Here is a 14531-nt window from a genome sequence, read left to right on the forward strand (position 1 = left end):
CGCCCATCCGATTCCGCTTTCGCGGCGCCTTCCGGGCGGTGGTGCTATTTCATCAGATCCGGCCCGATTGTCAAAACGGAGCCTTTTCCGACGCCCACCACGGCGCGGTCGGCACGGCAGGACCGCGTCGACTGGTTCGGTGGTGGTTTCCCCGTCGTCCGGCCGGCCGCCATGCGGGCGTCCTGCATCCGTGAGGGGGACGAGCGGTTAACTTACGTGGTCGCCGCGGTCACGTCAAATCGACGGGCCGCCCGCACGCGGGAATGTCCCACCGCCCCTCTACGCTCGCACGGTCTGAACGGAGGATTGATCATGAGTGAGAACGGACGCGCCCTGGTGCTCGGGGGCGGCGGTGTCGCGGGGATCGCCTGGCTGACGGGTGTCCTGGCGGGGCTGGCCGACGAGGGGACGGACGTCACCGGTGCGGACCTCCTGCTCGGCACGTCGGCGGGTTCCGCCGTCGCCGCGCAGGTCGCCGGCGGGGTGCCCATCGGCGAGTTGTTCGCCCGCCAGGCCGATCCCGCGCTGCAGAACCGGGAGCTGGTCCCGTCCGGGGGCGTGACGGTCGCCGAGTTCGCGGAGATCTGGATGCGGCTCGCGGAGGAGAACGACGACCCCGCCGCGATCCGCCGCGGGCTGGGGGCGCGGGCGCTCGCCACGGACACGGTCGACGAGGCGGCGCGGCGCGAGGTGATCGAGGGACGGCTGCCCGTGCACGAGTGGCCGTCCAGGGATCTGCGTGTCACGGCGGTGAACGCGCTCACCGGCGACCTCCGCGTGTTCGACCGCGGCTCGGGCGTCTCCCTGGTGGACGCCGTGGCGGCCAGCTGCGCCGTTCCGATGATCTGGCCGCCGGTGACCATCGGCGGCATCCGCTACGTGGACGGCGGGGTGCGGTCGGTGAACAACCTCGACCTCGCGGCGGGCTACGGCCGTGTGCTGCTGATCGCGCCGATGGACGACCCGGGGCTGACCGCCGACATCGCCGCCGTGGAGAGCGCGGGCGGACGCGTCGAGGTGATCGTTCCGGACGAGGCGGCGCTGGCCGCGTTCGGCGCCGACCCGCTCGACCCGTCCACCCGAACCCCGTCGGCGAACGCCGGCCTCGCGCAGGGCAAGGCGGCGGCCGAGAGAATCGCGTCCCTCTGGGGCTGAGCTCGGGCGGCGTGCCACTCCTCGTATGAGCGACGCCGAGGACGGCACGCCGCCCCACGCCGGCGATCGACTAACAGCCAGCCCGGCGCCTTGGAGGTGGACGGCGGGGCCGCCTGCGGAGAGGTCTCCTGGGGTGGGGCTTTGGGGTCAGGTGAAGGAGGGTGGGCGCTTCTCGAAGTAGGCGCGGACGGCCTCGACCTGGTTGGGGCTGCCGCGGAGTGCGCCCAGGGCGCGGGATTCTTCGAGGAACTGGCCGGCGAGGTCGTGGTCGGCGGCGCGGTTCAGGAGGCGCTTGGCGCTCTGGACGGCGTCGGGGCTGTTTCCGGCGATCTCGCGGGCCAGGTCGGTCGCGGCGGCGCGCGGGTCGGCGGCCACGCGGGTGGCGAGGCCGATGCGGGCGGCGTCCTCGCCGGAGACCATGCGGCCGGTGAAGGTGAGCTCCTTCGCGACGTCCTCCCCCACGAGGCGGATCAGCGCGGCGGTTCCGGTCATGTCGGGGACGAGGCCCCACCGGATCTCCAGCACCGACAGCTTCGCGTCGGGGGCGACGATGCGGATGTCGGCGCCGAGGGCGATCTGCAGGCCGCCGCCGAGGGCGTGGCCGTGCACGGCGGCGATGACGGGCTGCGGCAGCTCCCGCCAGACGTGGACGGCCTGCTGGCCGAGGTTGGTGATGCGGCCCGGTTCGCGCTCGGTGATGTCGCCGAGCAGGCGCTGGGTGCGCTCGCTCTCGCCGGTGCGGACGCCGTCGCCGGCCATGGCCGCGAAGCCGGAGAAGTCGAGGCCGGCGCAGAAGGCGCGGCCCTCCCCGGACAGGACCACGGCCCGGACGGACGGGTCGGCGGCGAGCGCGTCCCCGGTTTCGGCGAGCGCGTCGAACGTGGCCATGTCGAGCGCGTTCAGCTTGTCGGGCCGGTTGAGCCGCACGTCGGCGACCCCTTCGTGGACGCTCACGGTGACGCGGTCGGTCATCCCGGGCACTCCTCCGTCGTGGCGGATCGTCTCAAAGGACGATTCCATGCCGGCCCGCGCACGGTCGAGGGCGGGTCAGGTGACGGGGACGATGCGGGCTCGGGTGAGGCGGCCGGCGTGGATGTCGAGCAGGCCGAGGGTGCCGTGCGGCTGGCGGCGGCGGTCGGTGGGCGAGCCGGGGTTGAAGATGCGGACGCCGTCGCCGGTCTCGTCCAGCGGGATGTGCGAGTGGCCGAAGACGACGAGGTCGGCGCGGGGGAACCAGCGGCGCATGCGGGCGGTGCGGCCGCGGGCCTGGCCGCTGTCGTGGACCATCGCGACGGCGAGGCCGTCGAGGTCGAGTTCGAGGCGTTCGGGGGCGCCCCAGGCGGCGACGTCGGGGCCGTCGTTGTTGCCGAGGACGGCGTGGACGGGCGCGAACCCGGCGAGTTCGTCGAGGACGGCGGCCGTGCACACGTCGCCGGCGTGCAGGATCACGTCGGCGCCGCGCAGGTGCTCGGCCACCCGCGGCGGGCAGGACTTCCAGCGCCGGGGCGCGTGGGTGTCGGAGATGGCCACCGCTCTCACGCCCCCATTGTTCCGCACGGGGCGGCGGAGTCCGCACGGCATTCGGGTGATTTTGCCACGGCCCGGCCCGGACACCGGTGGGAAACAACTGTAAGCACGATGTCATTACGTCGCGCTGACCAGTGGAGTTAGGCTCTAATTCCTCGCGATTCGTCCAGAAGGATTTCGGCCGTACGCCCCCGGTCGTTCCGACACGGCGACCCAGCACCGCGAGGACCAAGTGAGCGCGGCCGGGCCCCGGGGTGGATGATCACTCCCTTGCACCGGTCCCGGGGTCCGGCCGCCGCTCCGCGCCGCGCTACGAGGTCAGGTACAGCTTGCGGTCGAAGACGCCGGAGCCCGGCGTGGTCTCGCCGCGGGCCGTCCCGGCGCCGCTTCCGGTGCCGTTGGACGGGCAGAGCAGGCTGCTGCCCGACTGCCGCACGAGGGTGATGTTGTCGGACTTGCCCTGCGCGTCGTCCTGGTCCGGGAGGGGGCGGTTGGGGTTGTCGCGGTTGTAGACGTCGAAGCTGAGGCCGGGGGTACCGGCCGTCTGGAAGCCGTAGTAGCACGTGACGGTGATGCCGAGGACCTTGCCCTCCAGCTTGAAGCGCAGGCCGCCGTTGATGGACAGGACGCCGTCGCGCCCGCCGGCGACGGGGTCGTAGGCGATCTGCCCGCTCTTGTCGGGGAGCTCGGACATGTCGAGGTCCGTGGCGGGTGAGCTGAGCCCGTTGGAGGTCTGGCAGGCGCCGATGGACGCGGCGGTGAGCTCGCCGGCGCCGGTGGACACGACCGTGCCCTGGAGGGTGGCGCCGTCGCAGGAGCCGGTGATCTTGGAGCCCAGGTAGTCGACGGAGAAGGTGAGCGGGCCGACGGTGGCGACCTGCCAGTTGCCGGAGTAGGGCGCTCCGGCGGCGGTCTCCGCGCGGACGGTGGTGGTGGCGGCGGACGCGCCGGCGGCGGTCACTGCCAGCGCGGCGGACGCGGCGGCCAGCGGCACGGCCAGCCTGGTGATGGGAGCCTTCACGGGGGATTTCCTCCTCGGGGAGAGGGTTTCATTTTTTCTACCCGAGTGCTCGCGGAAATCAAGGCCCTTTCCGAAAGAGAATCGCGTTTTATCGACCCCCGCTAAAAACGCGGAACGCGACGCTAAGACGATTAAGATATAGCCCGCCTAAATTGGCGTATCAGGTCGGGCGGCGGCGTTCACCGGTCCGCGCCGCCCGTCGTCGGCAGCCCGGCGGCGCGCCACGCCTGGAACCCGCCGACGATGTCGGTGGCGCGGGTGAGGCCGAGGTCGTGCAGGGACGCGGCGGCGAGGCTGGAGGTGTAGCCCTCCGAGCAGAACACGATGACGCGCAGCCCGTGGCCGGTCGCCACGGGCAGCCGGGCGTCGGACGCCGGGTCGAAGCGCCATTCCAGGACGTTGCGCTCCACGATGAGCGCGCCGGGGATCTCGCCCTCGGCGGCGCGCTGGGCGGCGGGGCGGATGTCGACCAGGACCGCGCCGCCCCCCGCCTCGGCGTGGGCCTCGTCGGGGCGGACGCGGTCGAGTCGGGTGCGGGCGGCGGCGAGGATGTCGTCGATCGTCTGTGCCATGGGTCCATCATGGCGGCTTCAGGAGGTGAGCTGCGCCTCGGCGGAGGCGAGGACCTCCTGGATGCGCAGCCCGTGCGCGGCGTCCAGGGGCGGGGCGGCGCCGCCGCGGACGGCCGCGGCGAACTCGGCGACCATCGTGGCGAACGCGTCGTCGCCGAGCTGGGACCAGTCGAGGATCGCGTGCCCGTTGCGCCCGTACACCTCGACGCGGGCGGGCGGCAGCTCCCCCGTGCCCGCCATCGAGACCGACGCCTGGCTGACGGCGCCGCACTCGTGCTCCAGCGTGAGGCCGAGCCAGCCGAGCGGGTCGCCGTGCGCGCGGACGCCCACGACGCGGCCGAGGGAGGCGTCGAGGAGGTCGACGATGTGGGGGCCGAGGTCGAGCAGCGCGCCCTTCTCCAGCCGCCACGGGGTGGCGAACGGGCCGCCGCTCAGCACGGAGGAGATGAACGAGCCGTAGCCGCCGAACGGGTCGAGGCCGCCGACGCGGGCGAGGAAGTCGCGGGCGGCGCGGGAGTAGCGCAGCGTGAAGACCATCTGGGAGACCACGCCCGCGTCGGCGATGGCGCCGGCCGCCCGGCGGGCGCCGTCGAGGTCCATGGCGAGGGGCTTCTCCAGCAGGACGGCCTTGCCCGCGCGGGCGGCCTTGGCGGCGAGGTCGGCCTGGACGTCCGGCGGGACGGAGAAGGCGACGGCCTCGCAGGCGTCGAACAGCTCCTCGATCCGCTCGAACGCGGGCGCGCCGTGCCGGCCGGCGAGTTCGGCGGACGCCTCCGGGCGCCGCGCCCACACCCCGGCGAGCCGTGTCGCGGGCCCCGCCGCGAGCGCGGGCGCGTGCACCATCCCGGCCCAGGGGCCCGCTCCGACCAGCCCCACCGCCACAGAATCACTCATGGGGCAAACCTAGACGATCTACCCGGCGGCCGGGTCAGCCGAGCTGGACGCCGAAGAAGAGCGCGGCGAGCGCGCCGACCATGCCGAGCGCGCCCCAGACGGCGAGGCCGGCCTTGGACTTGGCGCGGGTGTGCAGGAACGCGGCGACCCCGGACAGCAGCACGAACACCAGCTTGACCTCCAGGGTCCGCTGGGCGGCGTCGCCCATGTCGCCCGCGCTGATGTTCCAGGCGCCGGTGAGGACGAGCACGGCGAAGGCTGGCCAGGCGACGAGGTTGTAGCGGTTCGCGGCGACCTTGGTGACACCCTCGTAGCCGCGCAGCGCCGGCACCAGCGCGCCGAGGGTGATCTGGCCGCCGACCCAGATCGTCGCGGCGAGCACATGCAGGAAAATCCGCACGTCGGCGGTGGTGAGGGCGAGCACGGGGGTCCTCCTGGGCGGGTCGTCGATCCTGCTACCGGACGTTACCGTCCGCATCGGGGCATTCCGGCACCCCCCCGGTTCTCGGGACCTTGGTCCCTTACGGCGGCGGGCGCCGGCGGCGCACCCTGGTGGCATGGAGCTCGACCACAGCGGCCTGGAAGTCCTCGGCGAGGACGAGTGCCGCGCCCTGCTGGCGGGTGCGGCGATCGGGCGGATCGTGTTCACGCATCACGCGCTGCCCGCCGTCCAGCCGGTGAACTTCGCGGTCAGCGGCGGCGACATCGTGTTCCGGACGTCGCGGACGTCGCGGCTGGCCAAGGCGGCCGCCGACACGATCGTCGCGTTCGAGATCGACGAGTTCGACACCGCCGCCGAGACGGGCTGGTCGGTGGTCGCCGTCGGGCCGGCGCGGCACGTCGCCGATCCCGCCGACGCCGCCGCGCTGGCGGCGCTGCCGCTGCGGAGCTGGGCTCCGGGCGAGCGCGACCACTTCATCCGGATCCGGCCGCAGCTGATCACCGGCCGCCGGATCGGGAAGGGCGCGGCCATCGTGCCGTAAGTCCCCCGCCGCGCCGTGAGTCCCCCCGCCGCGCTGTGGCCAACGTCACAGCGCTTATTGTCGCTGCGCCAATAAGGATGGGGAGTGCGTCCGGTCTCCCGGGACCGGCCGCGCTCTCCTGTCGTCGCCGCGGTCCGCGGCGGCGCCCCCCACAGGAAGGGATCTGATGCTGTCGTCCGACCATGCCGAGACAGTGCGGGCCACGCTGCCCGCCGTCGGCGCCCACGGTGTGGAGATCACCGGCCGGTTCTACGACTCGATGTTCGAGGCGCATCCCGAGCTGCGGCACGTCTTCAACCAGGGCAACCAGGCCAACGGCGAGCAGCGCCAGGCGCTCGCCGGCTCGGTGGCCGCGTTCGCGGCGCACCTGGTGAACCCCGAGTCCGCGACGCCGTTCCAGCAGATGCTGCCGCGGATCGCGCACAAGCACGCCTCGCTCGGCATCCGCCCCGAGCAGTACACGATCGTCGGGCGCCACCTGCTGGACGCGGTCGCCGACGTGCTCGGCGACGCGGTGACGCCCGCGGTGCACGCGGCCTGGTCCGAGGTGTACTGGCTCTTCGCGACGCTGCTCATCGCCGAGGAGGCGCGGCTCTACCAGGACGCGGGCTGCGACCCGGCCGCCCCGTACCGGCCGTGGCGGGTCGTGGACCGGCGCGACGAGGCCGAGGACGTGTTCTCGCTCGTCCTGGAGCCCGCCGACGGCGGCGAGGTCCCCGCGCACCGCCCCGGCCAGTACGTCTCCGTCGCCGTGACGCTGCCGGACGGCCTGCGCCAGCCCCGCCAGTACACGCTGTCGCGGGCCGCGGCCGGGACGGCCCAGATCACGGTCCGGCGGGTGCGCGGCGAGGACGGCGCGCCGGACGGCGCCGTCTCCGGCCACCTGTTCGACCACGCCGCGCCCGGCGACGTGCTGGAGGTGTCCCGGCCGTTCGGCGACGTCGTGGTGGACGACGGGGAGGACCCGCTCGTGCTGATCAGCGCGGGCATCGGCATCACCCCGGCCGCCGCCGTCCTCGACCACCTGGCGGCCTCGGACCCGGACCGCCCGGTCCTCGCCGTCCACGCCGACCGGAGCCCGCGCACCCACCCGATGCGCGAGCAGACCGCCGAGGCCGGCCGCCGGATCTCCGGGTTCCGGCAGCTGACCTGGTACGAGGAGCCCGGTGACGCGGAGCTCGGCGAGGACGTCCGGGCCGGCCGGATCGACGTGGCGGCGCTGCCGCTGCCGGACAAGGCCCGGGTGTTCATGTGCGGGCCGCTGCCGTTCATGCGGGAGATCCGGCGGGGGCTGCTCGACGCGGGCGTCTCCGACGAGCGCATCCACTACGAGGTGTTCGGGCCCGACCTCTGGATCCGCTGACCTTCCCCCGACGTGACCGCGCTCCCACCCCGGCCCGGGGTGGGAGCGTCATCGTTTCGGGAGCGGGAAGGGCCGCCTACTGGACCCGGTCCCAGCCGCGCCGCGTCTCGTGCATCCCCAGGTGCTCGTCACGGCTGCGGTAGACGATGTAGGGGCGCGTCACGTAGCCGATCGGGGCCGTGAGCATGTGCACCAGCCGCGTGAACGGCCAGATGCAGAACAGCACGAGCGCGCTCAGCGCGTGCAGCTGGAACAGGATCGGCACGCCCGTCATCAGGTCGGGGTCCGGCTGGAGGTAGAACACCGACCGGAACCACGGCGACACCGACTCGCGGTAGTTGTAGCCGCCGCCGATGACGTTCGCGGCGACCGTCGCGGCCAGCCCGAGCGCGATGGTGCCGGCGAGCACCGCGTACATCATCTTGTCGTTGCGGGTCGTGGCGAGGAAGACGGGCCCGACCGTCCGGCGCCGGTAGATCAGGATCGCGAGGCCGGCGAGGGTGCAGAACCCGGCGACCGTGCCGAGGACGACCGCGACCACGTGGTACATGTGCTCCGTGATGCCCACGGCCTCGGTCCAGCTGTCCGGGATGATCAGCCCGCCGACGTGGCCGAGCGCGACGACCAGGATGCCGAAGTGGAACAGCGGGCTGCCGATGCGCAGCAGGCGCCGCTCGTAGAGCTGGGACGAGCGGGTCGTCCAGCCGAACTTGTCGTAGCGGTACCGCCAGACGTGTCCGAGGACGAACACCGCGATGGCGACATAGGGCAGGACGACCCACAGCAGGGTGCTCATGAACGTGCTCCAACGGCGGGAACGACGGGATCGGGCAGGAGGACGGGGCCCACGGCGGCCGTCTCGATGCCGTAGGGCGCGAGGCCGACCGTCTCCTCCGGCGGGCCCTCGGCGATGAGCTTGGCCACGGCGTCCTCGATGCGGCCGGTGAGCGGCGGCAGCGTCGCCGACACCGCGTCCAGGACGGGCGCCCACGGCGACCCGGCCTCGGTGAGCGAGAGGCGCAGCAGCTCCAGGCCGGCGCGGTGCTCGACCAGCAGCCGCCGCCCCTCCGCGAGGTCGCCGGTCGCGGCGAACTCCAGCACGACGGCCAGGTGGTCGGGCAGCTCGGCGCCGTCCAGGTCGAGCCCGGCCGCCCGGTACGCCTGCTGGAACCGCAGCAGGGCCATCCCCCGCTTCCGGGTGTCGCCGCAGGCGTAGTACGTCAGGTACAGGCAGCACCGCTTGCGCTGGTCGAACGTGGTGACGTAGTCGGCGGCGAGCTTCTGGGGCGGTGTCGCGTCCAGATGGTCGAGGACGCGGCCGAGCGGCTCCGCGGCGGGCGCCGGCAGTGTCGCGACGGCGCGGCGCAGCAGCGGCCGCCGCGCCAGCAGCTCCTCGTCGGGGTAGCCGAGCAGCAGCGAGGCCGCCTGCCACGCGGTGGCCAGATCCTGGTCGCTGAACCCGGTGTTCTTCGAGGGCTTGCTCCTCATGGCTTCGGCTCCGTTCCGTCCGCGTCGTCCTTGCGCTCGGGGAACAGGCCGGAGGGCATGCCCTTGCCGTCCCAGTTGAGCAGGTTGACGCGCTTGTGCTTGTCGGCCGGGTCGACCGGGTTGTCGGAGGTCTGCCGGTCGCGCAGCATGTGGAAGTTCTCCACCGCGATCGGGTTCGGGCGCCCGGACGCCTCGCCGAACGGCCCCGAGCCGCCGCCGAGCCCGGCGCCGCCCATGCCGGGGCCGCCCTCGTAGTCCAGGCTGCACTCGGTGGCCAGCTCCTCCAGGCTGTGCGCCTGCTCGGCGTGCGCGGTCGGGATGACGTACCGCTCCTCGTACTTGGCGAGCGCCAGCAGCCGGTACATGTCGTACATCGACTCGCCGGTCATCCCGACGCCCGCGGGGATCGCGTCGTCGGCGTCGCGGCCGAGGTTGATGTCGCGCATGTAGGAGCGCATCGCCGCCAGCCGGCGCAGCACGCCGTCGACGACCGCGGTGTCCCCGGCGGTGAACAGCTCCGCCAGGTACTCGACGGGGATGCGCAGCGCGTCGATCGCCGCGAACAGGTTGCGGTCGTCCTCGGCGTCGTGCCCGGTGTCGCGGACGACGTCCACGACCGGCGACAGCGGCGGGATGTACCAGACCATCGGCATCGTCCGGTACTCCGGGTGCAGCGGCAGCGCCACCTTGTAGGTGTTGATGAGCGCGTACACCGGGGACCGCTGCGCGGCCTCGATCCAGTCCTGCGGGATGCCGTCCCGCTCGGCCGCCGCGATGACCTGCGGGTCGTGCGGGTCCAGGAACACGCCGCGCTGCGCCTCGTACAGGTCCTGGTCGTCGGTGGTGGACGCGGCCTCCAGCACCTTGTCGGCGTCGTAGAGCATCAGGCCGATGTAGCGGAGCCGCCCGACGCACGTCTCCGAGCACACGGTCGGGATGCCGACCTCGATGCGCGGGAAGCAGAACGTGCACTTCTCGGCCTTGCCGGTCCGGTGGTTGAAGTACATCTTCTTGTACGGGCAGCCGGACACGCACATCCGCCAGCCGCGGCACTTGTCCTGGTCGACGAGGACGATGCCGTCCTCGGTGCGCTTGTAGATCGCGCCGGACGGGCAGGACGCCGCGCAGGACGGGTTGAGGCAGTGCTCGCAGATCCGCGGCAGGTAGAACATGAAGGTCTTGTCGAACTCCATCTTCACCTTGTCGGAGATCTCCTTGAGCAGGACGTCCTTGTCGCCGTGCTCGATCGAGCCGCCGAGGTCGTCGTCCCAGTTCGCCGACCAGGAGACCTTCATGTCCTTGCCGGACAGCAGCGACTTCGGCCGGGCGACCGGCGTGTGCTCCTGCAGCGGCGCGTTGGTGAGGGTCTCGTAGTCGTAGGTCCAGGGCTCGTAGTAGTCGTCGATGCCCGGCAGCTTCGGGTTGGAGAAGATCGTCAGCAGCTTGCGCCACCGGCCGCCGCCCTTGAGCGCGAGCCGGCCGCGCCGGTTCAGCGTCCAGCCGCCGCGCCACTTCTCCTGGTCCTCGTAGCGGCGGGGGTAGCCCTGGCCGGGGCGGGTCTCGACGTTGTTGAACCAGACGTACTCGACGCCGCTGCGGTTCGTCCACGCCTGCTTGCACGTGACCGAGCAGGTATGGCATCCGATGCACTTGTCGAGGTTCATGACCATCGACATCTGGGCCATGACGCGCATCAGTACTGCACCTCCTGGGAGCGGCGGCGGATGACGGTGATCTCGTCGCGCTGGTTGCCGGTCGGCCCGAGGTAGTTGAACGCGAACGACAGCTGCGCGTACCCGCCGACGAGATGGCTCGGCTTGATCAGCAGCCGGGTCAGGGAGTTGTGGATGCCGCCGCGGCGGCCGGACGTCTCCGCGCGCGGGACGTCGATGAGCTTGTCCTGCGCGTGGTGCATGTAGACGGTGCCCTCGGGCATCCGGTGCGTGACGATCGCGCGGGCGACGACGACGCCGTTGCGGTTGACCGCCTCGATCCAGTCGTTGTCGCGAACGCCGATCTTGGCGGCGTCGATCCCGCTCATCCAGATCACCGGGCCGCCGCGCGACAGCGACAGCATGAACAGGTTGTCCTGGTACTCGGAGTGGATCGACCACTTGTTGTGCGGGGTGAGGTACCGGACGGTCAGGCCCAGCTCCCCCGTCTCCCCCAGTTCGGGCTCGCCGAACAGGGCGGACATGTTGAGCGGCGGCCGGAACACCGGCAGCTGCTCCCCGAGCTCGGCCATCCAGTCGTGGTCGAGGTAGAAGTGCTGGCGCCCGGTGAGGGTGTGCCAGGGCTTGAGCCGCTCGACGTTGATGGTGAACGGCGAGTACCGGCGCCCGCCGCTCTCCGACCCCGACCATTCCGGGGAGGTGATGACGGGGACGGGGCGGGCCTGGGTGTCGGCGAAGGTGATCTGCTTGCCCTCGTGCTCGGCGGCGAGGTCGGCGAGCCGGGTGCCGGTGCGGCGCTCCACGGTCTTGAAGCCCTGGGTGGCCAGGCGCCCGTTCGTCGTGCCGGAGAAGGCGAGGATCATCTCGCAGGCGTGCACGTCCTGCTTCAGCGAGGGCCGCCCGTCGGCGGGGCCGCCGCGCACGACGCCGTTCTTGTGCTTGAGGTACTCGACCTCGCGCCCGAGGTCGAACGTGACGCCCTTGGTGGTGGCGCCGAGCCGTTCGGCGAGCGGGCCGAGCGCGGTCATCTTCGCGGCGACGGCCGGGTAGTCGCGCTCGACGGTGACGAGCTTCGGCATCGTCACGCCGGGGACCGGCTCGCACTCGCCCTTCGCCCAGTCGAGGACGCGGCCGTGCGGGGTCGCCATCTCGTCGGGGGTGTCGTGCAGCAGCGGCACGGCGACGACGTCCTTGCGGACGCCGAGGTGCCCCTCGGCGAGCCGGCTGAAGGCGTTCGCGATGTCCTGGAAGGCCCGCCAGTCGCTGCGGGTCTGCCACGGCGGCCCGATCGCCGGGTTGAACGAGTGCACGAACGGGTGCATGTCGGTGGTGTTCAGGTCGTGCTTCTCGTACCAGGTCGCCGCGGGCAGCACGATGTCGGAGTAGACGGTGGTGCTGGTCATCCGGAAGTCCAGCGACAGCAGCAGGTCGAGCTTGCCGGCGGGGGCCTCGTCCCGCCACACGACCTCCTCCGGCCGGGCGTCCGGCGGCGCCTCCTGCGCGCGGACGGCGTCGGCGGCGCCGAGCAGGTGCCGCAGGAAGTACTCGTTGCCCTTGGCGGACGACCCGAGCAGGTTGGACCGCCACACCGTCAGGACGCGGGGGAAGTTCTCCGGCGCGTCGGGGTCCTGGCAGGCGAACTTGAGCCGGCCGGCCTTCAGCTCGTCCACGATGTGCTCGCCGGCCTGCTTGCCGGCGGCCTCCGCCTCGTCGGCGAGGACGAGGGGGTTGCGGTCGAAGGTGGGGTAGGACGGCATCCAGCCGAGCCGCGCCGCCTGCGCGATCACGTCGGCGGTGGACCGGCCCGCGAACGCGCCGCCGGCGGTCGCCGCCGACAGGGTGCCGGCGTCGAAGGGGTCGTAGCGGAACTGGTCGGTGTGCAGGTACCAGAACGCGGTGCCGATCATCTGCCGGGGCGGGCGGGACCAGTCGAGCCCGAACGCCAGCTGCGCCCACCCGGTGACCGGGCGGCACTTCTCCTGCCCGACGTAGTGCGCCCAGCCGCCGCCGTTCACGCCCTGCCCGCCGGTCAGCGTGGTCAGCGCGAGGAACGTCCGGTAGATGGTGTCGGAGTGGAACCAGTGGTTGGTGCCCGCGCCCATGATGATCATCGAGCGGCCGCGGGTCTCCTCGGCGTTGGCGGCGTACTCGCGGCCGATCCGCTCGGCGGCCTGGGCGGGGACGCCGGTGAAGGTCTCCTGCCACGCCGGGGTGCCCGGCTCAGACGCGTCGTCGTACCCCGTCGGCCAGGCGCCGGGCAGGCCGTCCCGGGCGACGCCGTACTGGGCGAGCAGCAGGTCGTACACGGTCGTGACCAGGTGGCCGCCGACGGTCCGGACGGGGACGCCGCGCCGCAGCGTGCCGGGGGCGCCGTCGATGCCGTCGAAGCGGGCCAGCTCGATCTCGACCGCCTCGCCGCCCGCCACCGACAGCAGCGGGTCGGCGTCGCCGAGGTCGAGGTTCCACCGGCCCTCGCCGGCCTCGCCGTACCGGAACCCGAGCGACCCGTTCGGGACGAGCGGGCGCCCGGTCGCCGCGTCGATGATCACGGTCTTGAACGCGGCGTGCTCCGACTCGGCCTCGGCGCCGGGCAGGTCGGCCGCGGTGAGGAACTTGCCGGGGACGTACTTCCCGTCGCGCTCTTCGAGCCGCACCAGGAACGGCAGGTCGCTGTAGCGCTTCACGTAGTCGGTGAAGTACGGGACCTGCCGGTCGACGAAGAACTCCTTGAGGATGACGTGGCCCATGGCCATCGCCAGGGCGCCGTCCGTGCCGGGCTGGGCGGCCAGCCACTCGTCGGCGAACTTGACGTTGTCGGCGTAGTCCGGGGACACGGCGACGACCTTCTGGCCCCGGTAGCGGGCCTCGGTCATCCAGTGCGCGTCCGGGGTGCGGGTCACGGGCAGGTTGGAGCCCCACATGATGAGGTACCCGGCGTCCCACCAGTCGCCCGACTCGGGGACGTCGGTCTGGTCGCCGAACACCTGCGGGGACGCCACCGGCAGGTCGGCGTACCAGTCGTAGAACGACAGCATCGTCCCGCCGAGCAGCGACACGAACCGGGCGCCGGACGCGTGCGACACCATCGACATCGCCGGGATCGGGGAGAACCCGGCGACGCGGTCGGGGCCGAACTCCTTGATGGTGTGCACGTGCGCGGCGGCGATCATCTCGGTCGCCTCGTCCCAGGTCGCCCGCACCAGGCCGCCGCGGCCGCGCGCGTCCTTGTAGGTGCGGGACTTCTCCGGGTCGGAGACGATCTCGCGCCACGCCGCCACCGGGTCGCCGGTGCGGGCCTTGGCCTCGCGGTACATCTCCAGCAGGACGCCGCGCACGTACGGGTAGCGCACCCGTGTGGGCGAGTAGGTGTACCAGCTGAAGGACGCGCCGCGGGGGCAGCCGCGCGGCTCGTACTCGGGGCGGTCCGGGCCGACCGACGGGTAGTCGGTCTGCTGCGCCTCCCAGGTGATGATGCCGTCCTTGACGTACACCTTCCAGGAGCATGATCCGGTGCAGTTCACGCCGTGGGTGGAGCGCACCACCTTGTCGTGCGACCAGCGGTCCCGGTAGAAGGAGTCGGCCTCCCGGCCGCCCTTCTTGGTCACCGTCCGCAGGTCGGGCGATACGCGCGCGCGGGTGAAGTACCTGCGGGTGCTCACCAGCGCGTCTTCCAGCGGACCGTCCATTCGGGGACGGCCGTCGGTGGAGCTCATCTCGGATCCCCTTCTTCGCATCAACCGGGGCAAATCGCCCTCGGAGTGCGGCGGGCCCCCCGGGGCCCCCGGGGGGGGCGCGGGGGGGGGCCGGCCCGGGCGCCCCCCCCCCGCCCCCCGCCGGGGGGGGGGGGGGAACCCC

General features: G+C 72.5%; 14 protein-coding genes. 4 read left to right on the forward strand and 10 right to left on the reverse strand.

The window, feature by feature from the left end; translation table 11 throughout:
* Together AB0K34_RS43280 and AB0K34_RS43285 are read left to right on the forward strand one after the other, a co-directional pair.
* A partial coding sequence (locus AB0K34_RS43280; protein WP_364554396.1) for a hypothetical protein occupies positions 1 to 194 on the forward strand: 194 nt, incomplete at its 5' end.
* A 118-nt stretch (positions 195 to 312) separates the two neighbouring features.
* A complete protein-coding gene (locus AB0K34_RS43285; protein WP_364554397.1) occupies positions 313 to 1155 on the forward strand; it encodes a patatin-like phospholipase family protein in 843 nt (280 codons plus the stop codon).
* 147 nt (positions 1156 to 1302) lie between these two features.
* Here the strand turns inward: AB0K34_RS43285 and AB0K34_RS43290 are convergent, their stop codons facing one another.
* The 6 genes from AB0K34_RS43290 to AB0K34_RS43315 form a co-directional block, all read right to left on the reverse strand.
* Complete coding sequence (locus AB0K34_RS43290) at positions 1303 to 2127, reverse strand: crotonase/enoyl-CoA hydratase family protein (RefSeq protein WP_364554398.1); 825 nt, start codon at positions 2125 to 2127, stop codon at positions 1303 to 1305.
* Between the two features lie 75 nt (positions 2128 to 2202).
* Positions 2203 to 2694, reverse strand: coding sequence for a metallophosphoesterase family protein (locus tag AB0K34_RS43295; RefSeq protein ID WP_138636198.1), 492 nt, complete (start codon positions 2692 to 2694; stop codon positions 2203 to 2205).
* Positions 2695 to 2992: 298 nt separating this feature from the next.
* On the reverse strand, positions 2993 to 3703 hold the full coding sequence (locus AB0K34_RS43300; RefSeq protein ID WP_364554399.1) for a hypothetical protein: 711 nt from the start codon (positions 3701 to 3703) through the stop codon (positions 2993 to 2995).
* Positions 3704 to 3882: 179 nt separating this feature from the next.
* Complete coding sequence (locus tag AB0K34_RS43305) at positions 3883 to 4275, reverse strand: rhodanese-like domain-containing protein (RefSeq protein ID WP_364554400.1); 393 nt, start codon at positions 4273 to 4275, stop codon at positions 3883 to 3885.
* Between the two features lie 18 nt (positions 4276 to 4293).
* A complete protein-coding gene (locus AB0K34_RS43310) occupies positions 4294 to 5169 on the reverse strand; it encodes a Gfo/Idh/MocA family oxidoreductase (RefSeq protein WP_364554401.1) in 876 nt (291 codons plus the stop codon).
* A gap of 34 nt (positions 5170 to 5203) precedes the next feature.
* The gene (locus AB0K34_RS43315) at positions 5204 to 5593 is read right to left on the reverse strand and encodes a hypothetical protein (protein ID WP_138636194.1); all 390 of its coding nucleotides are present in this window, start codon (positions 5591 to 5593) and stop codon (positions 5204 to 5206) included.
* Positions 5594 to 5726: 133 nt separating this feature from the next.
* On the opposite strand from AB0K34_RS43315, the gene AB0K34_RS43320 reads away from it, so the two are divergent.
* Entirely contained in the window at positions 5727 to 6152 is a 426-nt protein-coding gene (locus tag AB0K34_RS43320) for a pyridoxamine 5'-phosphate oxidase family protein (RefSeq protein WP_138636193.1), read from the forward strand.
* 166 nt (positions 6153 to 6318) lie between these two features.
* Entirely contained in the window at positions 6319 to 7515 is a 1197-nt protein-coding gene (locus tag AB0K34_RS43325) for a globin domain-containing protein (RefSeq protein ID WP_138636192.1), read from the forward strand.
* Positions 7516 to 7591: 76 nt separating this feature from the next.
* Here the strand turns inward: AB0K34_RS43325 and narI are convergent, their stop codons facing one another.
* From narI to AB0K34_RS43345, 4 genes are read right to left on the reverse strand one after another with little or no spacing between them, the layout of a single operon-like run.
* Positions 7592 to 8311, reverse strand: a complete 720-nt coding sequence (narI, locus tag AB0K34_RS43330) for a respiratory nitrate reductase subunit gamma (RefSeq protein ID WP_364554402.1) — start codon at positions 8309 to 8311, stop codon at positions 7592 to 7594.
* Positions 8308 to 9003, reverse strand: a complete 696-nt coding sequence (narJ, locus tag AB0K34_RS43335) for a nitrate reductase molybdenum cofactor assembly chaperone (RefSeq protein ID WP_301177809.1) — start codon at positions 9001 to 9003, stop codon at positions 8308 to 8310. Before narJ ends, narI begins: the two co-directional genes overlap by 4 nt.
* Complete coding sequence (gene narH / locus AB0K34_RS43340) at positions 9000 to 10697, reverse strand: nitrate reductase subunit beta (RefSeq protein WP_138636189.1); 1698 nt, start codon at positions 10695 to 10697, stop codon at positions 9000 to 9002. The genes narJ and narH overlap by 4 nt, the downstream gene beginning before the upstream one ends.
* A complete protein-coding gene (locus tag AB0K34_RS43345; RefSeq protein ID WP_138636188.1) occupies positions 10697 to 14389 on the reverse strand; it encodes a nitrate reductase subunit alpha in 3693 nt (1230 codons plus the stop codon). Before AB0K34_RS43345 ends, narH begins: the two co-directional genes overlap by 1 nt.
* Positions 14390 to 14531 lie beyond the last annotated feature (142 nt).

This window comes from Actinomadura sp. NPDC049382 (assembly GCF_040677125.1).
GTDB classification, from domain to species: Bacteria; Actinomycetota; Actinomycetes; order Streptosporangiales; family Streptosporangiaceae; genus Spirillospora; species Spirillospora geliboluensis.